Origin of the sequence: Sarcina ventriculi (assembly GCF_900456775.1) — a bacterium.
Classification (GTDB): domain Bacteria; phylum Bacillota; class Clostridia; order Clostridiales; family Clostridiaceae; genus Sarcina; species Sarcina ventriculi.
In genome coordinates, this window is record NZ_UAUL01000001.1 from 24,879 (window position 1) to 45,801 (window position 20,923).

21 protein-coding genes and 1 pseudogene are annotated in these 20,923 nt (G+C 25.9%); 8 read left to right on the top strand and 14 right to left on the bottom strand.

Annotated features, from left to right (window positions below):
* Window positions 1-90 precede the first annotated feature (90 nt).
* The 4 genes and pseudogenes from DR020_RS12370 to DR020_RS00130 all read right to left on the bottom strand — a co-directional run bounded on the left by DR020_RS12370 (window position 91) and on the right by DR020_RS00130 (window position 2,733).
* Window positions 91-246: a hypothetical protein gene (locus DR020_RS12370; protein ID WP_173636586.1), complete on the bottom strand. Its 156-nt coding sequence runs from the start codon at window positions 244-246 to the stop codon at window positions 91-93.
* A 96-nt stretch (window positions 247-342) separates the two neighbouring features.
* Window positions 343-621 carry a DapH/DapD/GlmU-related protein gene (locus DR020_RS12420; protein WP_321207684.1) on the bottom strand — a complete coding sequence of 93 codons (279 nt, stop codon included), beginning with the start codon at window positions 619-621 and terminating at the stop codon, window positions 343-345.
* A gap of 99 nt (window positions 622-720) precedes the next feature.
* Window positions 721-1,698 (bottom strand): annotated as a pseudogene (locus DR020_RS00125) (ribonuclease H1 domain-containing protein); the annotation flags it as partial.
* A gap of 66 nt (window positions 1,699-1,764) precedes the next feature.
* Window positions 1,765-2,733 (bottom strand): YkvA family protein, encoded by a 969-nt coding sequence (locus DR020_RS00130; protein ID WP_055257769.1) that lies wholly within the window; start codon window positions 2,731-2,733, stop codon window positions 1,765-1,767.
* 194 nt (window positions 2,734-2,927) lie between these two features.
* Here DR020_RS00130 and DR020_RS00135 point away from each other — a divergent pair, with 194 nt between their 5' ends.
* Window positions 2,928-4,682 (top strand): ATP-dependent metallopeptidase FtsH/Yme1/Tma family protein, encoded by a 1,755-nt coding sequence (locus DR020_RS00135; RefSeq protein ID WP_112364916.1) that lies wholly within the window; start codon window positions 2,928-2,930, stop codon window positions 4,680-4,682.
* A gap of 53 nt (window positions 4,683-4,735) precedes the next feature.
* Here the strand turns inward: DR020_RS00135 and DR020_RS00140 are convergent, their stop codons facing one another.
* The 3 genes from DR020_RS00140 to DR020_RS00150 are packed head-to-tail and all read right to left on the bottom strand — an operon-like array spanning window position 4,736 to window position 8,015.
* Window positions 4,736-5,776, bottom strand: a complete 1,041-nt coding sequence (locus DR020_RS00140; protein ID WP_058993250.1) for a rhomboid family intramembrane serine protease — start codon at window positions 5,774-5,776, stop codon at window positions 4,736-4,738.
* Window positions 5,769-7,574, bottom strand: coding sequence for an oligoendopeptidase F (pepF, locus tag DR020_RS00145; RefSeq protein WP_112364917.1), 1,806 nt, complete (start codon window positions 7,572-7,574; stop codon window positions 5,769-5,771). The genes DR020_RS00140 and pepF overlap by 8 nt, the downstream gene beginning before the upstream one ends.
* A 39-nt stretch (window positions 7,575-7,613) precedes the next feature.
* Window positions 7,614-8,015 (bottom strand): DUF6762 family protein, encoded by a 402-nt coding sequence (locus tag DR020_RS00150; RefSeq protein WP_058993245.1) that lies wholly within the window; start codon window positions 8,013-8,015, stop codon window positions 7,614-7,616.
* 254 nt (window positions 8,016-8,269) lie between these two features.
* Here DR020_RS00150 and DR020_RS12205 point away from each other — a divergent pair, with 254 nt between their 5' ends.
* Window positions 8,270-8,527 (top strand): hypothetical protein, encoded by a 258-nt coding sequence (locus DR020_RS12205; RefSeq protein WP_112364918.1) that lies wholly within the window; start codon window positions 8,270-8,272, stop codon window positions 8,525-8,527.
* Between the two features lie 103 nt (window positions 8,528-8,630).
* Here DR020_RS12205 and DR020_RS00160 read toward each other — a convergent pair whose 3' ends face one another.
* Window positions 8,631-9,188 carry a manganese efflux pump MntP gene (locus DR020_RS00160; RefSeq protein ID WP_112364919.1) on the bottom strand — a complete coding sequence of 186 codons (558 nt, stop codon included), beginning with the start codon at window positions 9,186-9,188 and terminating at the stop codon, window positions 8,631-8,633.
* 278 nt (window positions 9,189-9,466) lie between these two features.
* Between DR020_RS00160 and DR020_RS00165 the strand changes: the two genes are divergently transcribed.
* Window positions 9,467-10,684: a 6-phosphofructokinase gene (locus DR020_RS00165; RefSeq protein ID WP_112364920.1), complete on the top strand. Its 1,218-nt coding sequence runs from the start codon at window positions 9,467-9,469 to the stop codon at window positions 10,682-10,684.
* Window positions 10,685-10,726: 42 nt separating this feature from the next.
* Here DR020_RS00165 and DR020_RS00170 read toward each other — a convergent pair whose 3' ends face one another.
* The gene (locus tag DR020_RS00170) at window positions 10,727-12,016 is read right to left on the bottom strand and encodes an aminotransferase class V-fold PLP-dependent enzyme (RefSeq protein WP_055257784.1); all 1,290 of its coding nucleotides are present in this window, start codon (window positions 12,014-12,016) and stop codon (window positions 10,727-10,729) included.
* Between the two features lie 156 nt (window positions 12,017-12,172).
* Here DR020_RS00170 and abc-f point away from each other — a divergent pair, with 156 nt between their 5' ends.
* From abc-f to DR020_RS00185, 3 genes are all read left to right on the top strand, one after another.
* Entirely contained in the window at window positions 12,173-14,098 is a 1,926-nt protein-coding gene (gene abc-f, locus DR020_RS00175; protein ID WP_112364921.1) for a ribosomal protection-like ABC-F family protein, read from the top strand.
* A gap of 203 nt (window positions 14,099-14,301) precedes the next feature.
* The gene (locus DR020_RS00180; RefSeq protein ID WP_112364922.1) at window positions 14,302-14,724 is read left to right on the top strand and encodes a DUF3887 domain-containing protein; all 423 of its coding nucleotides are present in this window, start codon (window positions 14,302-14,304) and stop codon (window positions 14,722-14,724) included.
* A 21-nt stretch (window positions 14,725-14,745) separates the two neighbouring features.
* A complete protein-coding gene (locus DR020_RS00185) occupies window positions 14,746-15,417 on the top strand; it encodes a YhfC family glutamic-type intramembrane protease (protein ID WP_055257790.1) in 672 nt (223 codons plus the stop codon).
* A gap of 76 nt (window positions 15,418-15,493) precedes the next feature.
* Here DR020_RS00185 and DR020_RS00190 read toward each other — a convergent pair whose 3' ends face one another.
* On the bottom strand, window positions 15,494-16,858 hold the full coding sequence (locus DR020_RS00190) for an MATE family efflux transporter (RefSeq protein WP_112364923.1): 1,365 nt from the start codon (window positions 16,856-16,858) through the stop codon (window positions 15,494-15,496).
* 85 nt (window positions 16,859-16,943) lie between these two features.
* On the opposite strand from DR020_RS00190, the gene DR020_RS00195 reads away from it, so the two are divergent.
* Window positions 16,944-17,774: a MerR family transcriptional regulator gene (locus tag DR020_RS00195; RefSeq protein WP_112364924.1), complete on the top strand. Its 831-nt coding sequence runs from the start codon at window positions 16,944-16,946 to the stop codon at window positions 17,772-17,774.
* A gap of 97 nt (window positions 17,775-17,871) precedes the next feature.
* Here the strand turns inward: DR020_RS00195 and DR020_RS00200 are convergent, their stop codons facing one another.
* The 3 genes from DR020_RS00200 to DR020_RS00210 form a co-directional block, all read right to left on the bottom strand.
* Window positions 17,872-18,336: a dUTP diphosphatase gene (locus tag DR020_RS00200; RefSeq protein WP_112364925.1), complete on the bottom strand. Its 465-nt coding sequence runs from the start codon at window positions 18,334-18,336 to the stop codon at window positions 17,872-17,874.
* A gap of 117 nt (window positions 18,337-18,453) precedes the next feature.
* Window positions 18,454-18,906 (bottom strand): prealbumin-like fold domain-containing protein, encoded by a 453-nt coding sequence (locus tag DR020_RS00205; protein ID WP_055257797.1) that lies wholly within the window; start codon window positions 18,904-18,906, stop codon window positions 18,454-18,456.
* A 105-nt stretch (window positions 18,907-19,011) separates the two neighbouring features.
* Window positions 19,012-19,560 carry a DUF1836 domain-containing protein gene (locus DR020_RS00210; RefSeq protein WP_070101151.1) on the bottom strand — a complete coding sequence of 183 codons (549 nt, stop codon included), beginning with the start codon at window positions 19,558-19,560 and terminating at the stop codon, window positions 19,012-19,014.
* Window positions 19,561-19,801: 241 nt separating this feature from the next.
* On the opposite strand from DR020_RS00210, the gene trhA reads away from it, so the two are divergent.
* The gene (gene trhA, locus DR020_RS00215; protein ID WP_055257801.1) at window positions 19,802-20,449 is read left to right on the top strand and encodes a PAQR family membrane homeostasis protein TrhA; all 648 of its coding nucleotides are present in this window, start codon (window positions 19,802-19,804) and stop codon (window positions 20,447-20,449) included.
* Between the two features lie 242 nt (window positions 20,450-20,691).
* Here the strand turns inward: trhA and DR020_RS12210 are convergent, their stop codons facing one another.
* Window positions 20,692-20,898, bottom strand: coding sequence for a hypothetical protein (locus DR020_RS12210; protein ID WP_160110423.1), 207 nt, complete (start codon window positions 20,896-20,898; stop codon window positions 20,692-20,694).
* Window positions 20,899-20,923 lie beyond the last annotated feature (25 nt).

The window sequence follows — 20,923 nt, forward strand, 5'->3', positions numbered from 1 at the left end:
ATTTTTAAATTGTATTAAAAATAATAAGAACTGATAATAAGAAAGTTATCTTTTTATCAGTTCTTGACAATCTTTAGTATAAAACTTAAATTACATCCAATTCATAGGATCCCCTGCCATATTCATAACTCTTCTTCCAACTCTTTTAAAAGTTCTTTGTGTTCTTTTATCTAGATTTGGAACAACCATCATTCCAAGGGCAGTACCTACCACAATTCCTGCTGTTAAACTTGTTAACTTACCCATAATAACACCTCTTTTATAATATACTACATTAATATATTTTGCAATTTAATATTTATTATAAGTGGAAATTTACTAGTTAATTTTATATTTTTTCCATTAAATTTTTCTTAATACTTTTGCCGGATTTCCTGCAACTACTACATTCTCAGAAACACTTGCTGTTACAACTGAACCTGCTGCAATAATTGAATTATCTCCTATAGTTACTCCTGGAAGTATTGTTGAATTACCCCCAATCCAAACATTATTTCCTATTGTTATTTCAATTGCATAACCACTTTTATTTCTATCTTTAGGCTCAATATTATGTCCTGATGTATATATATTTACATTTGGACCTATCATACAGTCATCACCAATTTTAACTTCTGCCATATCAAGAACAGTAAAATTATATCCAGCATAAAAATTATTTCCTATATAAATATTGTAACCCAAATCACAATGAAAATTATGTTCTATTATAGGATTTTTCCCCACTTTACCCAACAATTCTCTAATAATGCCTTCTCTTTCCTCAAAAGCTTCCACATTGCTATCATTAAACTTTTTAACAAGGCTATGAGCAAAAAGATTTTTTTTCTTAAGCTCCTTTGAATCTCTATCATAATAAATTTTATTTTTATCTTTTTTTTCTTTTATATTTAAATCTGTACTTTTCTCTAGAAGTTCATCTGCTTTTCCTTCTCTTGTATTATCTATATCCTTTACTATAATATTTTCTTCTTTTCCATTGGATAATTTTAAAATTTCTTCTTTTAAATCATTGTTTATTACATATATTTTGTTTTTAGATAACCATTTTGAAACAATTTTATCTGACTCAATCCCTAAAGCCTCTTTACATTTTTCATCAACTAATTCATTATAAAGGTCTCCTGTATGACTATCAACTTTAACAAAAGTAACTTCCATTCCATCTTCAAAAAACTTATTCATCTTTTCATAATATTCCTCAGATGATTTATCATTTCTACTCCAACTCCCTGTTGCATGATGAAAAATCCCTTCATAATCATGAAATAATACGATATGTTTTTCTCCAATACTTTTTGCATATTCTAAAGCTTTAACAGCGCCTTGAAGTTCTCCTGCAATTTGCCTAATATTCCCTTTAGCTTTATATGCTCCTCCTTCTATGTACTCAATTACATTTCCTCTTACTGAAACCAATCCATAAGAATACTTTTCCGTAGAAATACTATAACTACCGTCCACATAGATATGTAAAAGATCTTTTGGATATTCATCAAAACCTTTTTTTAAAAGCTTCTTAGTATCATTTAAATAAGTTTTTGCTTCCTCTAGGCTTTCAAAACTTTTATATTTAGCCCCTTTAACTCCTTTTACGCACTTTAAACATTCGTTCCATGTATTTACTATAACATTTTCAATTTTTTTATTTTTCTCAAAATCAAACCCTTCTTTTATAGCATAAACCTTTTTAGCCATATTAAACTTCTCCTTAAAACCTTTTTAGAATTATAACATAATTTATTTTTTATAAAAAGTTTTATCTTAAATCATAGAATCTACAACCTCATATATAGCCTCTAAATTTTTAGCACTTGTAAATCCTGATAAAAAGTCTAATCCTCGTTTTAACACCAAAACAAACGAATTTTTTCCTTGCCAATTTTCAAGAATTATTTCAATCGGAACATCTCTAAGAGTTGTATTTAAAGCAAAAAATATTAAAGTTAATTCATCTAGACTTCCTATTATAGGTAATTTATCAGGTAATATATCAATTGGAAGTACAGAGTATCCCAATGCTGATGCTAAAATAAGTTTGTTTTTCATAGGCACTCTTTTATCTTTAAATAATCTAAATATAAGAGCGACCAAATCTGGAATTATCATTATATAATCCTTATATTCTTTAACACCTTCAGGAATATGTTCAACTGCTACTTCACGTCCCCTAGTATATGAATCTTCGACTTTATTTACATCTATGTGCATTATATAATCTTCATCTTTAACTTGTCCTTCTACTTTATGCTCAACAGCTACTTCAATTGGTTGTTCTTGCATTTTTGATAATGAAAGATTTATCTCTTTAACCTTAACCTTTATAGTTTCATCCTCTATGTATACATCATCTAATGTTAAATCAACAAACGGTACTTTTTCCAATATTTTATTTATATCTACTATTATTTCATCATCTTTTACAGTTATGCCCTGCTCTTTAAAACCTTTAAGTCCAACTTTTAATGCCAATTTTCTAAAAGGTTTTATAATTCCTAAACTCATAAGACTTGCACTAAATAATTTTATTCTTAACTTATTTTCAGAAACTCCAGTTATAGTACATGTAGCCTTAAATCCTATAGCTAACCCCTTTTTAAACTCACCATTTATTGTAAGACCTTTTTTTATATCTAATTTAGTTATACTTAAACCTTCTACTTTGACGAACTCTTCTATCATACTTAAAATATCATTTGATTTTAATTCCACATTAACAGCAGATATTCTCATAACTTTGCTCTCCTCACCTTAAGATAATTTTTCATTATTTAGTATATCTTATTTAATAATACTTTTAAAGTTAATTTATTTATTTGTTCCATATAATCCACAACTTACATTGGAAAAATCTATGATTTTTATTAGACTTTAATTTTAAATAAGATATAATTTATATCACATCAAAGCATTTTAGGAGGTATTGAATGCAAATATTAAAAAACAAAAAAGTACTTGCTTTGGGAGTTTTAGCTATAATCTCTCTTTGCTTTATGATTTACTTTAAATTTACAACTCCAAAAGCTTCTCTTATAAATTACGAAACATTTTTAAATAATTTAAATAATAACGAAATTAAAATTGTCAATATAATCTCAGACAACGAAATAGGCGTTACCCTTAAAAATAATTCATCTTATATTACAAGTAATCCTGATAGCCCAAACTTTAAAGAAAATTTATTAAATAAAGGAATAAGTGTTACTCAAAATAATAATGTTCCATTAAAAACTACAATCCCTGCATCAGTTTTAGTTATATCTATCTCTTTAATGTTTTTAACTTTAGCAAACAAAAATTCAAGTTTTAGCCCTGTTTCTAAATTAAATTTAAAAAGTATTAACGAAAATACTGATTTTAAATTTAACTTTTCTTCTGTGGCTGGTAATGAAGAAGCTAAGGAAAGCGTTAAAGATATAATAGATTTTTTAAAAAACCCTGAAAAATATAAAAAATATGGAGCTAGAATGCCAAAAGGTGTTATTTTATACGGGGAACCTGGAACTGGTAAAACACTTTTAGCTAAAGCAGTAGCTGGTGAAGCAAATGTACCCTTTTTTGCAATGTCTGGATCTGATTTCGTACAAATGTACGTAGGAGTCGGAGCTTCTAGGGTTCGTGATTTATTCAAAAAGGCTAAGGCTAGAGGAAAAGCCGTTATCTTTATAGATGAAATAGATGCTATTGGTAAAAAAAGAGCTAGTGGAAAAAACGCTAGTGGTAATGACGAAAGAGACCAAACACTAAATGCACTTTTAACTGAAATGTCAGGTTTCTCTGAAAAAGAAGGTATAGTAGTTATGGCAGCTACAAATAGGTTAGATACCTTAGATTCTGCACTTTTACGACCTGGAAGATTTGATAGACATGTTGAAGTATCTCTGCCTGATATTAATGCTAGGGAAGCAATTATAAATCTATACCTTAAAAATAAACCTAATAAAGATATAAACATACGAAACTTAGCAGAAAAAACTGCTTACTTTTCTGGTGCTAAAATTGAAAGTTTAATAAATGAAGCAGCCATTCTAGCAGCAAAAGAGGACAGTACTTTCATATATGAAAAACATTTAAATATAGCTTTTTCTATAATTACTGCTGGGTACGAAAAAAATGATACAAGTTATATAAAAAAAGAAGATAGAAAAATTACTGCTTTTCACGAAGCTGGACATGCTCTTTTATCTATGATTCTACTTCCTGAAGACAAGGTATCAAAAATAACTATAATTCCAACTACTAAAGGTGCTGGAGGATATACATTAACTATTCCAGAGGACAAATCATACCATACATCTTTGTATTTAAAAAGACGTATAATGGTATTACTAGCTGGAAGGGCTTCAGAAGAGCTTATCTTTGGAAAAGATAAAATAACTACAGGTGCTCACAATGATATTGCTAAATGTACATCTATGATAAAAAGCATGATTACAGAATATGGAATGGGTGACTCTTTAGGGCTTTTAAGTTTAAATAGCTTAGAAAATCTTCAAAATGGCTTTAGTTCAAACTTACTAGAAGAATTTAAATCTTTATCAGAAAATTTATATGAAAATTGTAAATATATTTTGAAAGAAAATATAGATATATTAAAAGAATTGTCAACAGAATTACTAGAAAAAGAAACTTTAGAATATATGGATTTGGAAAAGTATATTTCAAAATTAAAAAATAAATAAAAGTAAAAACTGCTTTAGCTTAAACTAAGGCAGTTTTATTTATTGTATATAAGCTAAAAATTGTAAAAATGACTTTTTAAAAGATTTGCTTTATAAAGTATCACTCCAATTAAAAATCCTATACTTAAGTCAATACACTGCGTTGTATAATAATTACATAAGCTTGGTATTCCTACTACAATATATATACATATTAATATTATTACATTTACCATCAACCACTTGCCTAGCGTTTTTCTCTCCTTAAGAGCTAAAAACAATGTTAAACCCAAAACACCTAGTATAGCCCCTGCTATTGAAATTGTTAATGACATATATGGTATAAAAAACAAATTAAATAATCCAGCTAAAAAAGCAACAATTAAATACATGATTATGAGCTTGTTTTTATCTTCAAAAGAATCTATTACCCCTATCAATAAATATAATACATATAAATCAACTATTAAGCTTATTATTCCATCTTTAAACAAAACATCTTTTATTATCTCAAAGATTCTACCTGAACCAATCAAAAATATATTTCCACTCATTGTTTCTTTAAATAAATCTGGACCTGTATTGAAAAACATAACCACATGTTCTTTTTCTACAAGCATTACAACTAAAAAAGTTATGGTAGCGGCTACCATTAAAATAAAAATTATATATTTAGTAAACTCATTTATTCCTATTGTTTTATAATATTTATCTTTTCTAATGTATTTATTTTCAAATATGCTGTTTATTATTTCATTTAAAAATATCCCATTTTTTTCATCATATCCATATATCTTCTCACTATGTAAATCTACTAAAACTTCATTTGATTCCTTAAATTTCACAAATTTATCTTGAATTTTTTTATTAAAAACTATTATATTTGAGAGAGAGAATTCTCCCCCTCTTTGTTTTAAATAATTATAAGCTCTTTTATTATTTTTTTCTTTATTATTTTTATCAGAAATTATTATAGAATAAGTTAAACCACTATCTAAAGTTTTAGTAGCAATCCATATAGAAGCGTTAGCATCTCCTATCTCCTCTATAAAAAAACCTTTTGTTTCTACTAAAATATCAAAAAATTCCCTTTGAAATTCATCAATTTTAATCATCTATAAGTTCCTCTAACATATCCAAAAGCTCGTTAAATCTTTTTATAGTATCTTTTAACGGCTTATCAGTAGTCATATCAACCTTTGCTTTTTTAAGAGTATCTACAGGATATAACGAAGCACCAGCCTTTAAAAATTCTTTATAAGTTTCAACAGCATTATCCTCTTTATTTAAAATTGAAGTTGCAAAAGAAGATGCTGCAGCATATCCTGTTGCATATTGATAAACATAAAAATGACTATAAAAATGTGGAATTCTAGCCCATTCTATTTCTATATCTTTATCAATTATTATTTCATCACCAAAATATTTTTTATTTAAATCAAACCATATTTTATTTAAATCTTTACTTGTTAAATCTCCACCCTCTTCAAGTGTTTTATGAGTTACAAGTTCAAATTCTGCAAACATAAGTTGCCTATATACAGTTGTTCTTATTTGCTCTAATTCTTGATTTATAAGATACAATTTTTTATTTAAATTAGTTTCTTTATTTATAAGATAATTTATTAAAAGAATTTCATTAGTAGTTGAAGCTACCTCTGCACAAAACAATGTATAATTTCCATAAATGTATGGTTGATTATTCCTTGTATAATACGAATGTATTGAATGTCCCATTTCATGAGCTAAAGTTGACACATCATGCAAATCAAAATTATAATTTAAAAGAACATATGGCATTGTATCATAACTTCCCCAAGAATATGCCCCACTTCTTTTTCCTTTATTCTCAAAAACATCTACCCATCCATTTTTAATTCCTTCATCAAATATACCTAAATATTCTTCACCAAGAGGTTTTAAAGCTTCCTCAACTATTTTTACTGCATCTTCATATTCAATATGCTCCTTTGGCATATCTATAACTGGAACATAAAGATCGTACATATGAATCTCATCTAACTTTAAAAGCTTTTTCTTTAAAGAAACATATCTGTGAAGAGAGTTTAAATTTTCATCTATAGTATTTATCGCATTTGTGTATACATCAACTGGTATATCATTAGGATTTAATGATGCCTCTAAAGTTGATTTATATTTTCTTGTCTTAGATAAAAATATAGCACTTCTTATTGAACTTGTAAGAGTTTTAGCTATAGTATTTTCATATTTTTTATAGGTTCCAAATAAAAGTTCAAAAGCCGATTTTCTAACATCTTTATTTTTACTCTTTATAAAATTTGAATAATTTCCTTCTGAAAGTTCTATTAAATTTCCCTCTTCATCTTTTATAGTTCCAAAAGACATATCTGCATTTGTAAGTATTGAAAATATACTTTCTGACGAACCTAAACAATTAGATACAGATGCTATAACTTCTTCAACTTCTTTAGATAATATATGAGGCTTTTCTTTAAATATTGTTTTAAAAAAAGTATTGTATAATTTTAAATCTTTATCATTGTCTATCATGCAAAAAAACTTATTTTCATCTAAAGATAAAATCTCTGGAACAAAAAATGCTGTGTAACTTGAAAACTCAGCCATAAAAACATCTATCTTGCTTGCAAGACTTTGAAATTTAGCATTTTGAGTATCTTCATGACTTTTCATATGTGCAAAAACATAAAGTTTTTCTAATGTTCTTGATAGGTCTTCATCTAAAGACAAATATGCTTTTAAGTTTTCTTTATCTTTTAAAGTACCTTGGAAATTCAAAAGACTTTTTGACTTTCCTTTAAGATTTTCAAATTCTTCTTCCCATTGTGTAGAATCTTTATAAATTTTTTCGATATTCCATTTATAGCCACTTGGAATATCCTCCCTTAATCTTAGCTTTTTAACTTCACTCATTAATTTTCACCTCTCCATATATATTTAATATAATTTTATCTATTCTGTATATTCTTTTTCTTTTCCTTTTATATCCTCAAATACTTTCTTCATTTTTTCATCTATAAGATTACATATTTCATTTAGTACATCTCTTGTTTTCTCATGTTCTTCATTAAATTCAAAATAAACAACCCAAGTTGGATTATATTCATCATCAATTTCTTCTATAACATAATTTAAACTTTCAAACGCTTCCTTATCAAAAAAATCAAATATAGCTGAATATTCCCATTCTTCTACATCTTTATTTGTATCAAAATAAAGACTTACCTTATTATCTGTGCATTTTAGTTTTTTAACAAAACTTGCTCCTTCTCCTACTGTATAACTTCCAAGTTGCCCTTTAAACATTCCCGTATTTTTATCTGTTTCCATTATTACTAATGATGAAAAATCCATAATATCATCCTCTCTTTCATATTCCTTAGTACAATTATAAGTTATATTAAAAAATATTTTCAACACTATAATGTAAATAAATTTTATATATTCTAAAAATATGAGCTATTCCCTTTAATTTTTTGTTAAATTTTGGTAATATATTAAATATAAACAATTGTTAAAGGAGTGATACTATTAAAACTAAATTTATTAAAAATAAAAAAAGAGTTAAATGTGCATTAATATTATTATTTATTTTTTTTCTATCATTTATGTGTAATAAAATTTATACAAACAATAAATGCAAAGATTTGTATTTTGCAACAGAATATTTTTTAACTAAAGGAAGTTCTAATAGACTCCTTAGAGTACAAAACTTTGAACTTGTCTTTTTAGATAATAATGTGGCAATAATTGAAGCTTTTGGGCTAAACAAAGAATCTCCCCACGAAGAAGTTACTCTTAGAGCCACCTTTAAAAAAAATAATAACATTTGGAAATTATATAAAAATAGTGTTCATAGAAGTTGATTTTTTAACAAAAAGTCTATATCGCTAGAGCCTTAATTTGAAATAAATATAAAAAAGTTTAATGCTTTGTTTAATTAAAAGCAATAATAAGCAAGGCATTTTTCTAAGTAAACATCATTTTTAATCCCAAGAGTATTAATACTCCCCCTCCTAGATAGCCCGTATACTTCTCTGAATTTTTCACCTTAGTAACACTTTTTCCTATAAAAAAAGCTATAGATGTTAAAATATAGTTTATTATTCCCCCTAGCAAAGAATTAAAAAGTATAATTTTTTTAGTACTTACATAACTTAAAGCTGTAAAACCAACTACAACCGCATCTATATTCACAGATATACCAAGAATTATATACATAAGCAAATTATCTAATATGCACTTATCACTATCGTTATTCTCTATAGATTCTTTAATCATCATAACTCCAACAAAAGCTATTATAAATCCACTTATAACATTTGGTATTTTAGCCACATACGCTTTAAAATACATTCCAAAGCATATCCCCATAAAAGTTAGAACTATTTGAAAGAATGCAAAAGATATTTTAAAACCCCGTTTACCTTTTTTGGATATGTTAGGTTTTGTAGCTATACAAAGACTTAAAGCAAATGCATCTAAAGCCAAAACTAATTCTATTAAAAAGACTTCGATAAAAGTCATATAAAAATCCCCCTAAACTTCACCTATTTTTCAATTTTAAACTTTATATATTTTATTAAAATCTTTGTCCCTATTATTCTATGTTTAAATTATGTTAATATTATTAATTTTACAAAAAAAATGTTTTCAAAATAATATTTCAATATAACTCATATTTTTATCTCCTTTCACTTTATTTTTATATTATTTTATTGTATATTATTAATTAGAGTATGTTATTAATTAAATAGTATATTACATATAGTTTATATATTAAATTTTAAGGAGCGATATTAAAAATGAATTGTATTATAGCACAGTCTGGTGGACCAACTTCTGTTATTAACTCTAGCGTATATGGTTTAGTAAAAGCTAATAAAGAATTTAAAATATATGATAATGTTTTTGCTGGATTAAACGGTATAGAAGGTATTCTAAACAAAAAAATAATAAACCTTTCTGATATGGATAATGAAAAACTAGAAACTTTCAGAAATTCTCCATCTTCTGGTCTTGGTTCTTGTAGATACAAACTTAAAGACTATAAAGATGATTCTAAGGAATATAAAAATTTATTTGAAATATTAAATTCTTTAAATATTAAAGCTTTCTTCTACGTTGGTGGAAATGATTCAATGGATACTATATCTAAACTTAGTAGTTTCGCTAAAGAAAACAATATAGATATAACATTTATTGGTATTCCAAAAACTATTGACAATGATTTAATGTATACAGATCATACACCTGGATTTGGTAGTGCCTCAAAATTCATAGCAACATCAACTTTAGAAACATATTTAGATTCTAAAGTTTATACTGAAAATGGTATATTTATAATTGAGACTATGGGAAGAGATACTGGATGGCTTGCCGCATCTGGAGCTCTTGCTACAGTTAACGGACAACCTTGTGCTGATTTAGTTTATCTTCCTGAAGTAGCTTTTTCAGTAAGTAAATTTTTAAATGATACAAGAAAATTGTTTGAAAAAAATAATCATGTTTATATAGTTGCTTCTGAAGGATTAAGAGATGAAAATAAAAATTTTATAACATCAGTTAAAGCACAAGGACATGATAATTTTGGGCATTCTCAACTTGGCGGAGTTGGACAATACTTAAAAGAATTGATAATTCAATCTGGAATAACAAAAAGAGTAAAAGCATTGGAACTTGGTGTTTCTCAAAGATGTTCAATGCACTGTGCATCTTCTATAGATTTAGATGAAGCTGTTATGGTTGGATTTGACGCTTTAAAATATTCAAAAGACAAAACTTCTTCTGGGTTTATGGTTGCTATAAAAAGAGAAAGCAATAACCCATATAAAAGTTCTTCATTTTTAGTAGAAGCTAATAAAGTTGCAAATAATGTTAAATATTTCCCTAAAGAATGGATAAATGAAGAAGGAAATAATATAACAGAAGAAGGCTTAAATTATTTAAGACCTTTAATAGACCTTGACCATGAATTAAACAATGAAAATAACTTACCTATTTATCATAGTTTTGTTATTTAGTTTAAAATTTAAGAGTTCCCACAGCAATTTGTGGGAACTTCTTTATTTACTTATAATATATTCTAAAGTGTTTAAAAATTCATCTACCTCATAAATATTATTATACAATCCTAAGCTAATCCTAACCATTCCTGGTCTTACCTTATCAGAATACATAAGATATTCACAAGGTCTGCCTTGAATTTCTCCTAAGAGCCTCTTTGCATAAGGATGAGCACAAAAACATCCAGACCTTACAAATATTCCTCTAATTCTTGACAAACTTTCTGCAACTTCTTCATGACATATTCCTTTAACATTAAAACTTATAACTCCAATTTTATTCTTTTCATTTATATCTCCATAAATCTTAATGCTAGGTATATTTTTTAAATTTTTCATTAAATAATCTCTCAAATAATCTTCATGTCTTTCTATATTTTCCATTCCTATTTTAGCTAAAACATCTAATGAAGTTTTAAGTGCTACTACGCCTAAAAAATTAGGAGATCCTGCTTCAAATCTCATAGGTACATCTTCCCAATACACCCTATCGTCTAAAACAGTATCTACAATTCCTCCTCCTTTTAAAAGAGGACTTTTATCCTTTAACTCTTCTTTTAATCCTACAATAACCCCACTACCAAAGGGTGCGTATATTTTATGACCTGAAAATACTAAAAAATCTATATTATCGTTATTTCCTGTACCTTTCATATTTATTTTTTTATGACCAACAAGCTGTGCACCATCTACTATTATTTTTGCTCCATATCTATGTGCTATTTTAGCAATATCATTTATGGGATTTAAATAACCTGTAACATTTGATGCTCCAGTTATAGTTAAATATTTTATACTTCCTTTCTCAGCTATAAACTTTGCCTCTATATCATCTAAATTTATTTTTCCTAAAGCGTCAACTTCAACATATTTAACATTTGATGTAAATCTCCATGGTAAATCATTTGCATGATGTTCCATTCTAGTTGTTAATACTTTTTCGCTTTTATCTTTAATTAATATATTAGCTAAAAAATTTAATCCCTCAGTAGTATTTTTAACATATATTACTGTATAATCCTCACTTACATCCTTTAGGTTAAAAAACTCTTTTACTTTTTCCCTTGAATTTTCATAAAAATCAGTACAAATTTTTGAATACTGCCCAGCACCTCTGCCTATTGATCCATAAGTTAGCATAAATTCTTCAACATTTTCACATACTTCTTTTAAAGGAGGAGTAGTTGCTCCATTATCAAAATTAATAGGAATAACTTTTTTACCATTTTCTAGAATTATTTTTTTGTCAACATTATACATATATTTTCTGTAATCTTCTAAAATTCCCATAAAATTACCTCCAAGTATACATTATTATATTCACAATTTATTTGTATTGTTCTACCCCCTCCTATTATTCCTATTAAAATTGCTCAAATATATGTTTCCTAGTATAATTGTAATATAAAAAAACGTAAAATTTGTAGAATAGGAGTTTTATTAATAATGATAGTTTTAAGCTGTAGAAATATAAAAAAGAGCTTTGGTATAGATGAAATATTAAAAAATATTACATTTAATATAAATGAAGGAGATAAAGTTGGTTTAATTGGAGCAAATGGTGAAGGTAAATCAACACTTTTTAAAATTTTAACTAAAGCATTAGACAGTGATTCTGGTGAACTTTTTATAGATAAAAGTAAAAATTTAGGATATCTTTCGCAAAATCTTTCATTAGATAGCGAAAGCACTATTTATGATGAGATGCTAAAAGTTTTCGCTTCCCTTGTTAATTTAGAAAAAAAATTAAAAGATTTAGAGTTAAAAATGAATGAACCTTATGACTCATCTAATGAGGAATATTACAACAAACTAATTAGAGATTACACATTAAATAATGAACTTTATGAAAATAGAGGTGGTTATACTTTTAGAGGAGAAATATCTAGAGTTTTAAAAGGACTTGGCTTTCTAGAAAATGATTTTAATAAGGTAATTAAAAATTTAAGTGGTGGTCAAAAAACAAGAGTTGCTCTTTGTAAGCTTCTTTTAACTAAACCTGATATACTTCTTTTAGATGAACCTACTAACCATCTTGATTTAGATGCCATAGAGTGGCTTGAAAATTATTTAAAGGTTTATAAGGGTACTGTGCTTGTAATATCTCATGATAGATTTTTTCTAGACTCTGTAACAAATAAAACTTTTGAACTTATGGGTGGAAAAATAAATTGTTATAATGCAAGTTATACAAAATTTTTAGATTTACGTGAAAAAGATTTAGAAGCTAAGCAAAAAGCATATGCCCTTCAACAAGCTGAAATTAAAAGACAAGAAGAAATCATAGAAAAATTTCGTTCTTTTAACAGAGAAAAAAGCATAAAAGCTGCTGAAAGTCGTGAAAAAGCTTTATCAAAGATAGACAAAATAGAGGCTCCTGAAACTCAAAAAGAAGCTTCAAAAATAAAATTTGAAACACAAATAACAAGTGGTAACGATGTACTACATGGAGAAAATTTATCAAAAAGCTATGCAGATAAACTTTTATTTAAAAATATAGGATTTGATTTAAAAAGAGGTGAGAAAATAGCTCTTATAGGAGAAAATGGTCGTGGAAAAACTACTCTTTTTAAAATTATTTTAAATAAAATAAAAGCTGATTCAGGTTCTATAAGCTTAGGGAAAAATGTTTTTTTAGGGTATTATGATCAAGAACAATCAAACCTTGATTTAAATAAAACCATAATTGATGAGGTATGGGACGATTTTCCCAAGCTAACTACCACACAAATAAGAAATGCTTTAGCTTCCTTTCTTTTTACTGGAGATGATGTATTTAAAGAAATATCTCTTTTAAGTGGGGGGGAAAAATGTAGAATTAACCTTTTAAAACTTATGTTATCTAAATCAAATTTACTTTTATTAGATGAACCTACAAACCACTTAGATATTATGTCTAGAGAAGCTTTAGAAAGAGCCATTCTAAGCTATAATGGTACTTTAATTGTAATATCACATGATAGATATTTCTTAAATAAAGTTATAAATAAAATCTGGGAACTTGAACAAGATAAATTAAATATATATCTTGGAAACTATAGTTATTACTCGGATAAGAAAAAAAATCCTCATAGATATGAAGGCATTGAGGAAAATAACATAGGTAAAACTAAAACTCAAATAAAAGATGAAAAGAAGAAAAAGAGAGAGCGTGAAAAAGAAATTAAACAAAAAACTCTAAAAATTAAAAACATAGAAAAAGAAATTTCTATTGTTGAAGAATCCTTAGATAGGCTTCAAGAAGAACTTTGCAAAGAAGAAATCTACTCAAATCCTAATGAAAGCGTAAGAGTTAATAAAGAAATATCTACTACCCAAAACAAATTAGATTCTCTTTATGAAGAATGGGAAGAACTTTCCTCTTCATTATAACAATTTATGGTTCATAAAAAATCTTATACTTAAAAAAGAAGATTCAAATTTGAATCTTCTTTTTATGCTCTAAGCTAAAATATTATGATTTTTATTATTTTAGCTTCTAAAAACACCTTATAACTCTATATTCCTTAAATTGTTTTATTTGAATATAATTTCAACTTCGTGTAATATGTATACTATAAAAAGGGGGAATTAATATGAAGCGAAAAAGTAAAGCAATTATCACAATTATAATAGCTTTATGTGTAATTATTGGAGGTACATTTATTTATTTAAACATTCAACAAAATAAAAATACCCCATTAACTTTATCACAAGAACAAATAACTACTGATACTAATATATTAAATGAATTTATGACAAGCATTAATCAAAATGATTTAAACTCATATGAATCATTAACAACTACCGACATGAATACAAATGGTACTTTTGAAAATGTCGTTAAAGCTACTAAAGATACTTTTGGTGAATTTAAATCTGCAACATTTAAAGAAGCTGTAAAATCAGGTAAATATGATATTTTAATATTTAATGGATTGTTTACTAAAGGAGATAATGTGCAAATAACTTTATCATTAGATACTAATAATAAAGTCGCTGGAATATATCTTAAATAATTTAAAATAGAGGTTTTATAAATGAGTATAATTATATTTTTTATTATAGCATTGATTCTTCCAATTGCACTGAGTATCTATATTTATTCTAAAACAAAATTAAACTTTAGTACTTTTATAATTGGATTTTTAACTTTCTTTATACCACAAGTTTTAATTAGACTTCCTATACTTTATTACCTAACATCTATCGGGATATCTTATAGCAATACCTTTCCTAAGCAAATACTTTTAGCTTTATCAGCTGGTTTAGTCGAAGTAGGAGCAGATTATATTGCATTTAGATTTGTATTAAAGAAAAATACATTAGGAAATGGGCTTATAATTGGATTATCTCATGGATTTTGTGAAAACTTAATAATAGTATCATTACCAATTATATTATCAATACTTAATGGAAACTTTATATCAATATCATATATGGCAAGCTTTGAAAGACTTTTTGCCCTAGTTGCTCACATATCTTTTGCTTTATTTGCGTTTTACGCAGTTAAACATAAGAATTTAATTTATTTAATACTTGGCATACTTTTACATGGTCTTTCAGATTCGTTAATATTTATTTTGTCAAACATTTATATAATGGAATCAGCTTTTGCCTTAATTTCCATAGCATCATTTATAGCAATAATTTATATAATATCAAAAGATAAAAATGTTAGCAAATATGATGATATAAAACTTTTTATCTAACTGCTGAAAAAAGAGGATTAAAATTTTAATCCTCTTTTTTATAACATCTTTAAACAATTAATATAAACTTCTTACATTAATTTTTTATACAATTATAAGATTTTAACAAAATATTTCCATACATGTATTCATCTCTAAACTTATAAACAAAAGTAAGTCCTAAAATTAAAGTTAAAATTTCTGAGAAAGGAACTACAATCCAAACTCCATTTACTCCTAAAAAAGCTGGGAATACACTAATTCCTATTAAAAACAATACCAATGTTCTCATAAGTGATATTACAGCCGATATTTTTCCATTAGAAAAGGCAGTAAACATACCTATGGTAAACATGTTAAATCCACTTATTAAGAAACTAAATGAAAAAATATCAAATCCATTTAAAGATATATTATATACATCTGTCCCCTTAACTGCAAAAGCTCCTATTAAAATTTCTGAACCTAATCTAGAAACTATAAATGAAATTAATGAAAATAAAAATATATAAATATAGCTATATTTTATTATTTTCTTTAACTGCTTCGCATTTTTGCTTCCAAAATTATAGCTTATCCAAGGTGCTACTCCTGATGTAAATCCTAAATAAACAGCTATTAATAGAAAATTAACATAAAGTATAATTGTTATAGAAGCTACCCCATCTGCACCTAAAAAATTAATCATAACTATATTATATACAAAAGTAGTTACAGCTGATGATAATTGTGTAACCATCTCTGAAATACCATTTGTACAACTATTTTTTATAGTATTAAAATCAAATTTAAATTTCACAAAATAAAGTGTATTTTTTTTGTCTAAGAAATAAATTATTCCGATAATTGAAGGTATAGCATATCCTATGCTTGTTGCAAAAGCCGCTCCTAATACGCCCATTTTAAAAATTACAATAAATACATAATCTAATACTACATTAATAATTCCACCTAATATGGAAGTTACAAGTCCTAGTCTTGCCTTACCTGCTGTAACAAAAAAATAGTCAAAATACATTTTCAAAATCAGAAAAGGAGTAAATATTATCATTATCAAAAGATAATAATAACAATTGTTATATAGATTATCGGTAGAACCAAGAAACATAATTATAGGTTTTATAAATAAAATACATAAAACTGCAACAATAATTCCAAAAAATATTGAACAAACCGTTATAAGAGTAAATTTTTCTCTCGCTTCTTCTAATCTTTTTTCTCCCATTGTTTTAGCTACAATAGCACTACCCCCCGTTGCAAACATAACTGCTATTGCAGTTAATAAACTTATAACAGGATAAACTATATTTACTGACGATAATGCATCTGCTCCTACAAATCTAGATATAAAAACACCATCTATAATAGTATACATTGAGAAAAACACCATCATTATAACAGTTGGAATTGTAAACTTTATAATTGATAAAAATGTGATTTCTCTATCAAATAAATTTTTCATAAAACCTCCTCAGTAAAATATAAAATTCATGTATAATATATACTAAAGTATCCCGTAAGGTTATAGTCAAGAGAGGTAATTAAAAATGTCAGAATTAAAAAAAATTTATTTCCCAACAGGAAAATTTGCTAAACTATTTGGTATAAGTAAAAAAACCCTTTTTTATTATGATGAAATAGGGCTCTTCAAACCTGAAAAAATTCTCCCTAATGGATATAGACTTTACTCAAATACTCAAATTGAGTTACTAAATGCAATATATACATTAAAAGATGTTGGTATGAATCTTAAAGAAATTAAGAAATTTATAGATAAAAGAAATCCTAAAGATATTATAAACATCTTAAACTTTGAAATTGATGAATTAGAAAAGGAAATTACACGCCTTGAGCTAAAAAAACAAAGCCTTTTAAATAAAGTTAAGATTATAAATGAAGGTGAAAATTTTAATAATGATATTTATATAGAAATTCAAAAAGAAGAATATTTAATTTTTAGCAACAAACTTAATAATAATGCCGAAGATTTTTTTGCCCTTCAAGAATACCTTTGTCACCTAACATACTGTTTTGATAATAATCTAAATATAGGTTACCCTGTGGGAATAACTATTTCAAAGGAAAATTTAGAGAAAGGTAATTTTACAGAGTATGAAAGGTATTTTACAAAGGTAAACAAAAACTTTTCTATACAAAATATTAAAATCAAAAAAGAAGGAACATATGTTGTGGGCTACTCAAAAGGATATTATGATAAAACTTACATCGCATATAAAAAAATTTTAAATTTTATAAACAAAAATAAACTCACCATATCAGGATGTTCTTATGAACAAGTTTTAATAGATGAATTTGTTACCCCAAACATAGATGATTATATAATAAAAATATCTATACCAGTAAAAAGCGAAATTTAATTGTTTATTTAAAATAAAGAGTTGATTTTAGATAAAGTCTAAGTTTTTCTAGCATATCTAAAATCAACTTTTTAATAATATATGTTTTAATATAATTTTATTTTATTCCTGTACTTCCAAATCCACCACGATCAGCATTTCCAAAGTGTTCAACCTCTTCAAATTCAATCTGTGGCATAACCTCCATTATCCTAAATTGTCCAATTTTATCGCCTTTTTTAATCCAAGTACCAACTTTCTCTTTTTCATCTTCTAAAATAATATCTTTTCCCTTAAGGCAAAATATTGGCATATGCCATTGGTCATTATCCCCTATATAAGTATCATCAACTACCCCTACTGAATTTGTTTGTATTACTCCCCATGTTTTAAATGTTGAACTTCTTGGAGCTAAATGTCCTTCCCATCCAGTTGGAAGCTCTAGTGCAAACCCTAAAGGAATCATAGCCCTATCCCCCTCTTCCACAAACACATCTTTATTTGCATATACATCAATCCAATTACCTTTTGATATTTTCTTTAATTTAACAGCATTTTCAAAATATTTTATTCTAATCTTCATAATATGTATCCATCCTTTCATGTCTTTCTTACCTTTTAGCAATTAATTATATCATAAAAAAATATATAACCTCTAACAAATTGTTAAAGGTTATATACTTTAAAACTTTTATATTTTCTAACAATTGCATTGATGTTTATGATGTTTGCGTGGTGGCAAATTTATTACTGTTATCCTACCTTCTGGATTATTATCAGTTAATTCTATTCTAAAATCTCTATCATACTTTGGAATTAAACAGTTATCAGGAACTACTTCTCTAATTGCATAACTACCACTATTTAAACACCTAAAAACAACTTTTCCTTCTTTATCTGTAGATTTACAATCTATAAGCTTAAATCCAGGCGCCTTACAATCATTAATTAAATATAATTCTATTTCAACATCTTCTAATGGTTCACCATCTTCACAGCATAAAACGCTTGTAACTATTATTCTGCCCATTCCAGATTGAGGTGGATCCCATTGATCACATTCTCCCAAGTCATCATAATTACATATATTGCATGGATCATATTCATCTTGTAAATATTTAACAAATTCATCTAGGTTAATATTTTTATCCAAAATGTAAACCTCCTAAACATTATCTTAATACAATATATGAGTTTTATTTATTCATTGTGATAATTTTTTTATGTTTAGTTGATATAACTTTCTTTTACGACATTGTTAAAATAAATCATCTACAATTTTTTCACAAAGCCTTTTATACATATTTGCCTTTGCAGCTAAATATGTTAAAAGAAGTAATTTTTCTTCCTCTGCATTTAAATTTTCTAATTCTTTTGTTATATTTAAAATTTCTTCTTTAATATCATCATCATTTTTACTTATCATTTTTAAATGCTTTTTATAAAGATTTTCTAAATCAATTTTATCTTCACTATTTTCATCATAACTTTTAACTATATTATTAAACGCAACCTTTATATCTGGAATAGATATAACACTTTTAAGTTCATAAATTAATATTATTAAAATTATATGATTTTTGCTATACTTTTTATTCTTTATGTCCATAAAAAGATTTCCCTTAGAATAATTATTTATCATGGTCTTTGTTAATATTTTATCTTCTTCATTTCTTTTTAAATATCCTAATTTATTTTCAAAAAGTTGAATTACTTGATCCATATAAAGGTCTATATCTGGTATATCTTCTAAGGTAATAAAGTTATTGATTTTTACATCCTCTACTAAAGAATTTATATCTTTCACAATCCTACTCTCCTATCATACGGTTTTAAAAACTATATATCACTTTTCCTATATATTTTATTATCTTTTCTTAATAAAATCAATATTATTGTACTAGTTTGAAAATTATATTTTTTATTATTAACATTTATCAATATATATCATATTATTATAATATTATGATATATAGTTTTCAAAACTATATGTTAATTTTATTATATTTATATAGTATTGTATTAACATTATATCCCAGGAGGTTAATATGGAAAAATATTTAAGAGAACCTTTAAACAGTTTAACTCACTTAATTGGAGCATTTTTATCTTTAATAGCCTTAATACTTATGTTAGAAAAAGCTTTAGCATTAAATAGCTCTACTTTATCTTTAGTATCTGTCACTATTTTCGGAGTAAGTTTAATTTTATTATATTCCACATCTTCTATTTATCATTTAATTATAGGAAATCCTAAAGTTATAGCTTTTTTTAGAAGACTTGACCATTCAATGATCTTTATTTTAATTTGTGGAAGTTATATGCCTTTTTATTTAATTCTTTTACAAGGAAAAGACAGAATAATCCTAACTACAATAATAATTACCCTAACCATTGCAGGAATTTTATTTAAAATGTTTTGGTTTAATTGCCCAAGATGGCTTTCAACAGCACTTTATATAGGAATGGGTTGGATTGCTTTATTTAGTTTTCCCTTATATAAAGTAATAAGCTTATATGCCTTTTTATGGTTACTTTTAGGTGGTATATTTTATACAATAGGAGGTATAATTTACGGATTAAAACCTAAAACATTAAAATTAGGTCGCTTTGGACATCATGAAATTTTTCATATCTTTATAATAGTGGGAAGCCTTTGTCATTTTATTTCAGTATTTTATTATGTACTTATTTAAAAAATAACTAAAAACTATTAGTGTTTTATATAAAATATCAATTAAATTTGTACATGCATATTTACAATAAAAACTCTTTATTTTCCAATTTAAAAATTTATATTTATGTAAAAATTTATTTATTTTTAATATTAAATGGTATATAATGTTGAGGTATGATTTAATCTAACTTAAATAGATAATTTCTATAAAAGGAGAAATACTTTGAAATGTCCTAATTGTTGTACCAGATTTACTTTGCTTCAACGTTTAAATACAAATATTACAACTTCAAAGGAAATGCAATGTTTGAATTGTAAAACCAAATATAAAAAAATAACTTCTTTTAACTCCTTGTGTGTTGGTCTTTCATATTTTACATCTATTTTTATTATCGAAATGCTTATAAAACTTTCTACAATAAATGAATTTTTATTAATACTTATACTTATTAATATTCTATCTATCATATTTTATATTATATACATTTTATTA

Coding starts and splice junctions, on each gene's coding strand:
- DR020_RS12370 (WP_173636586.1), bottom strand. CDS start 246: ATGGGTAAGTTAACAAGTTTAACAGCAGGAATTGTGGTAGGTACTGCC.
- DR020_RS12420 (WP_321207684.1), bottom strand. CDS start 621: ATGGCAGAAGTTAAAATTGGTGATGACTGTATGATAGGTCCAAATGTA.
- DR020_RS00130 (WP_055257769.1), bottom strand. CDS start 2,733: ATGAGAATATCTGCTGTTAATGTGGAATTAAAATCAAATGATATTTTA.
- DR020_RS00135 (WP_112364916.1), top strand. CDS start 2,928: ATGCAAATATTAAAAAACAAAAAAGTACTTGCTTTGGGAGTTTTAGCT.
- DR020_RS00140 (WP_058993250.1), bottom strand. CDS start 5,776: ATGATTAAAATTGATGAATTTCAAAGGGAATTTTTTGATATTTTAGTA.
- pepF (WP_112364917.1), bottom strand. CDS start 7,574: ATGAGTGAAGTTAAAAAGCTAAGATTAAGGGAGGATATTCCAAGTGGC.
- DR020_RS00150 (WP_058993245.1), bottom strand. CDS start 8,015: ATGGATTTTTCATCATTAGTAATAATGGAAACAGATAAAAATACGGGA.
- DR020_RS12205 (WP_112364918.1), top strand. CDS start 8,270: ATGTGTAATAAAATTTATACAAACAATAAATGCAAAGATTTGTATTTT.
- DR020_RS00160 (WP_112364919.1), bottom strand. CDS start 9,188: ATGACTTTTATCGAAGTCTTTTTAATAGAATTAGTTTTGGCTTTAGAT.
- DR020_RS00165 (WP_112364920.1), top strand. CDS start 9,467: ATGAATTGTATTATAGCACAGTCTGGTGGACCAACTTCTGTTATTAAC.
- DR020_RS00170 (WP_055257784.1), bottom strand. CDS start 12,016: ATGGGAATTTTAGAAGATTACAGAAAATATATGTATAATGTTGACAAA.
- abc-f (WP_112364921.1), top strand. CDS start 12,173: ATGATAGTTTTAAGCTGTAGAAATATAAAAAAGAGCTTTGGTATAGAT.
- DR020_RS00180 (WP_112364922.1), top strand. CDS start 14,302: ATGAAGCGAAAAAGTAAAGCAATTATCACAATTATAATAGCTTTATGT.
- DR020_RS00185 (WP_055257790.1), top strand. CDS start 14,746: ATGAGTATAATTATATTTTTTATTATAGCATTGATTCTTCCAATTGCA.
- DR020_RS00190 (WP_112364923.1), bottom strand. CDS start 16,858: ATGAAAAATTTATTTGATAGAGAAATCACATTTTTATCAATTATAAAG.
- DR020_RS00195 (WP_112364924.1), top strand. CDS start 16,944: ATGTCAGAATTAAAAAAAATTTATTTCCCAACAGGAAAATTTGCTAAA.
- DR020_RS00200 (WP_112364925.1), bottom strand. CDS start 18,336: ATGAAGATTAGAATAAAATATTTTGAAAATGCTGTTAAATTAAAGAAA.
- trhA (WP_055257801.1), top strand. CDS start 19,802: ATGGAAAAATATTTAAGAGAACCTTTAAACAGTTTAACTCACTTAATT.
- DR020_RS12210 (WP_160110423.1), bottom strand. CDS start 20,898: ATGATAGATAGAATATTAATAAGTATAAGTATTAATAAAAATTCATTT.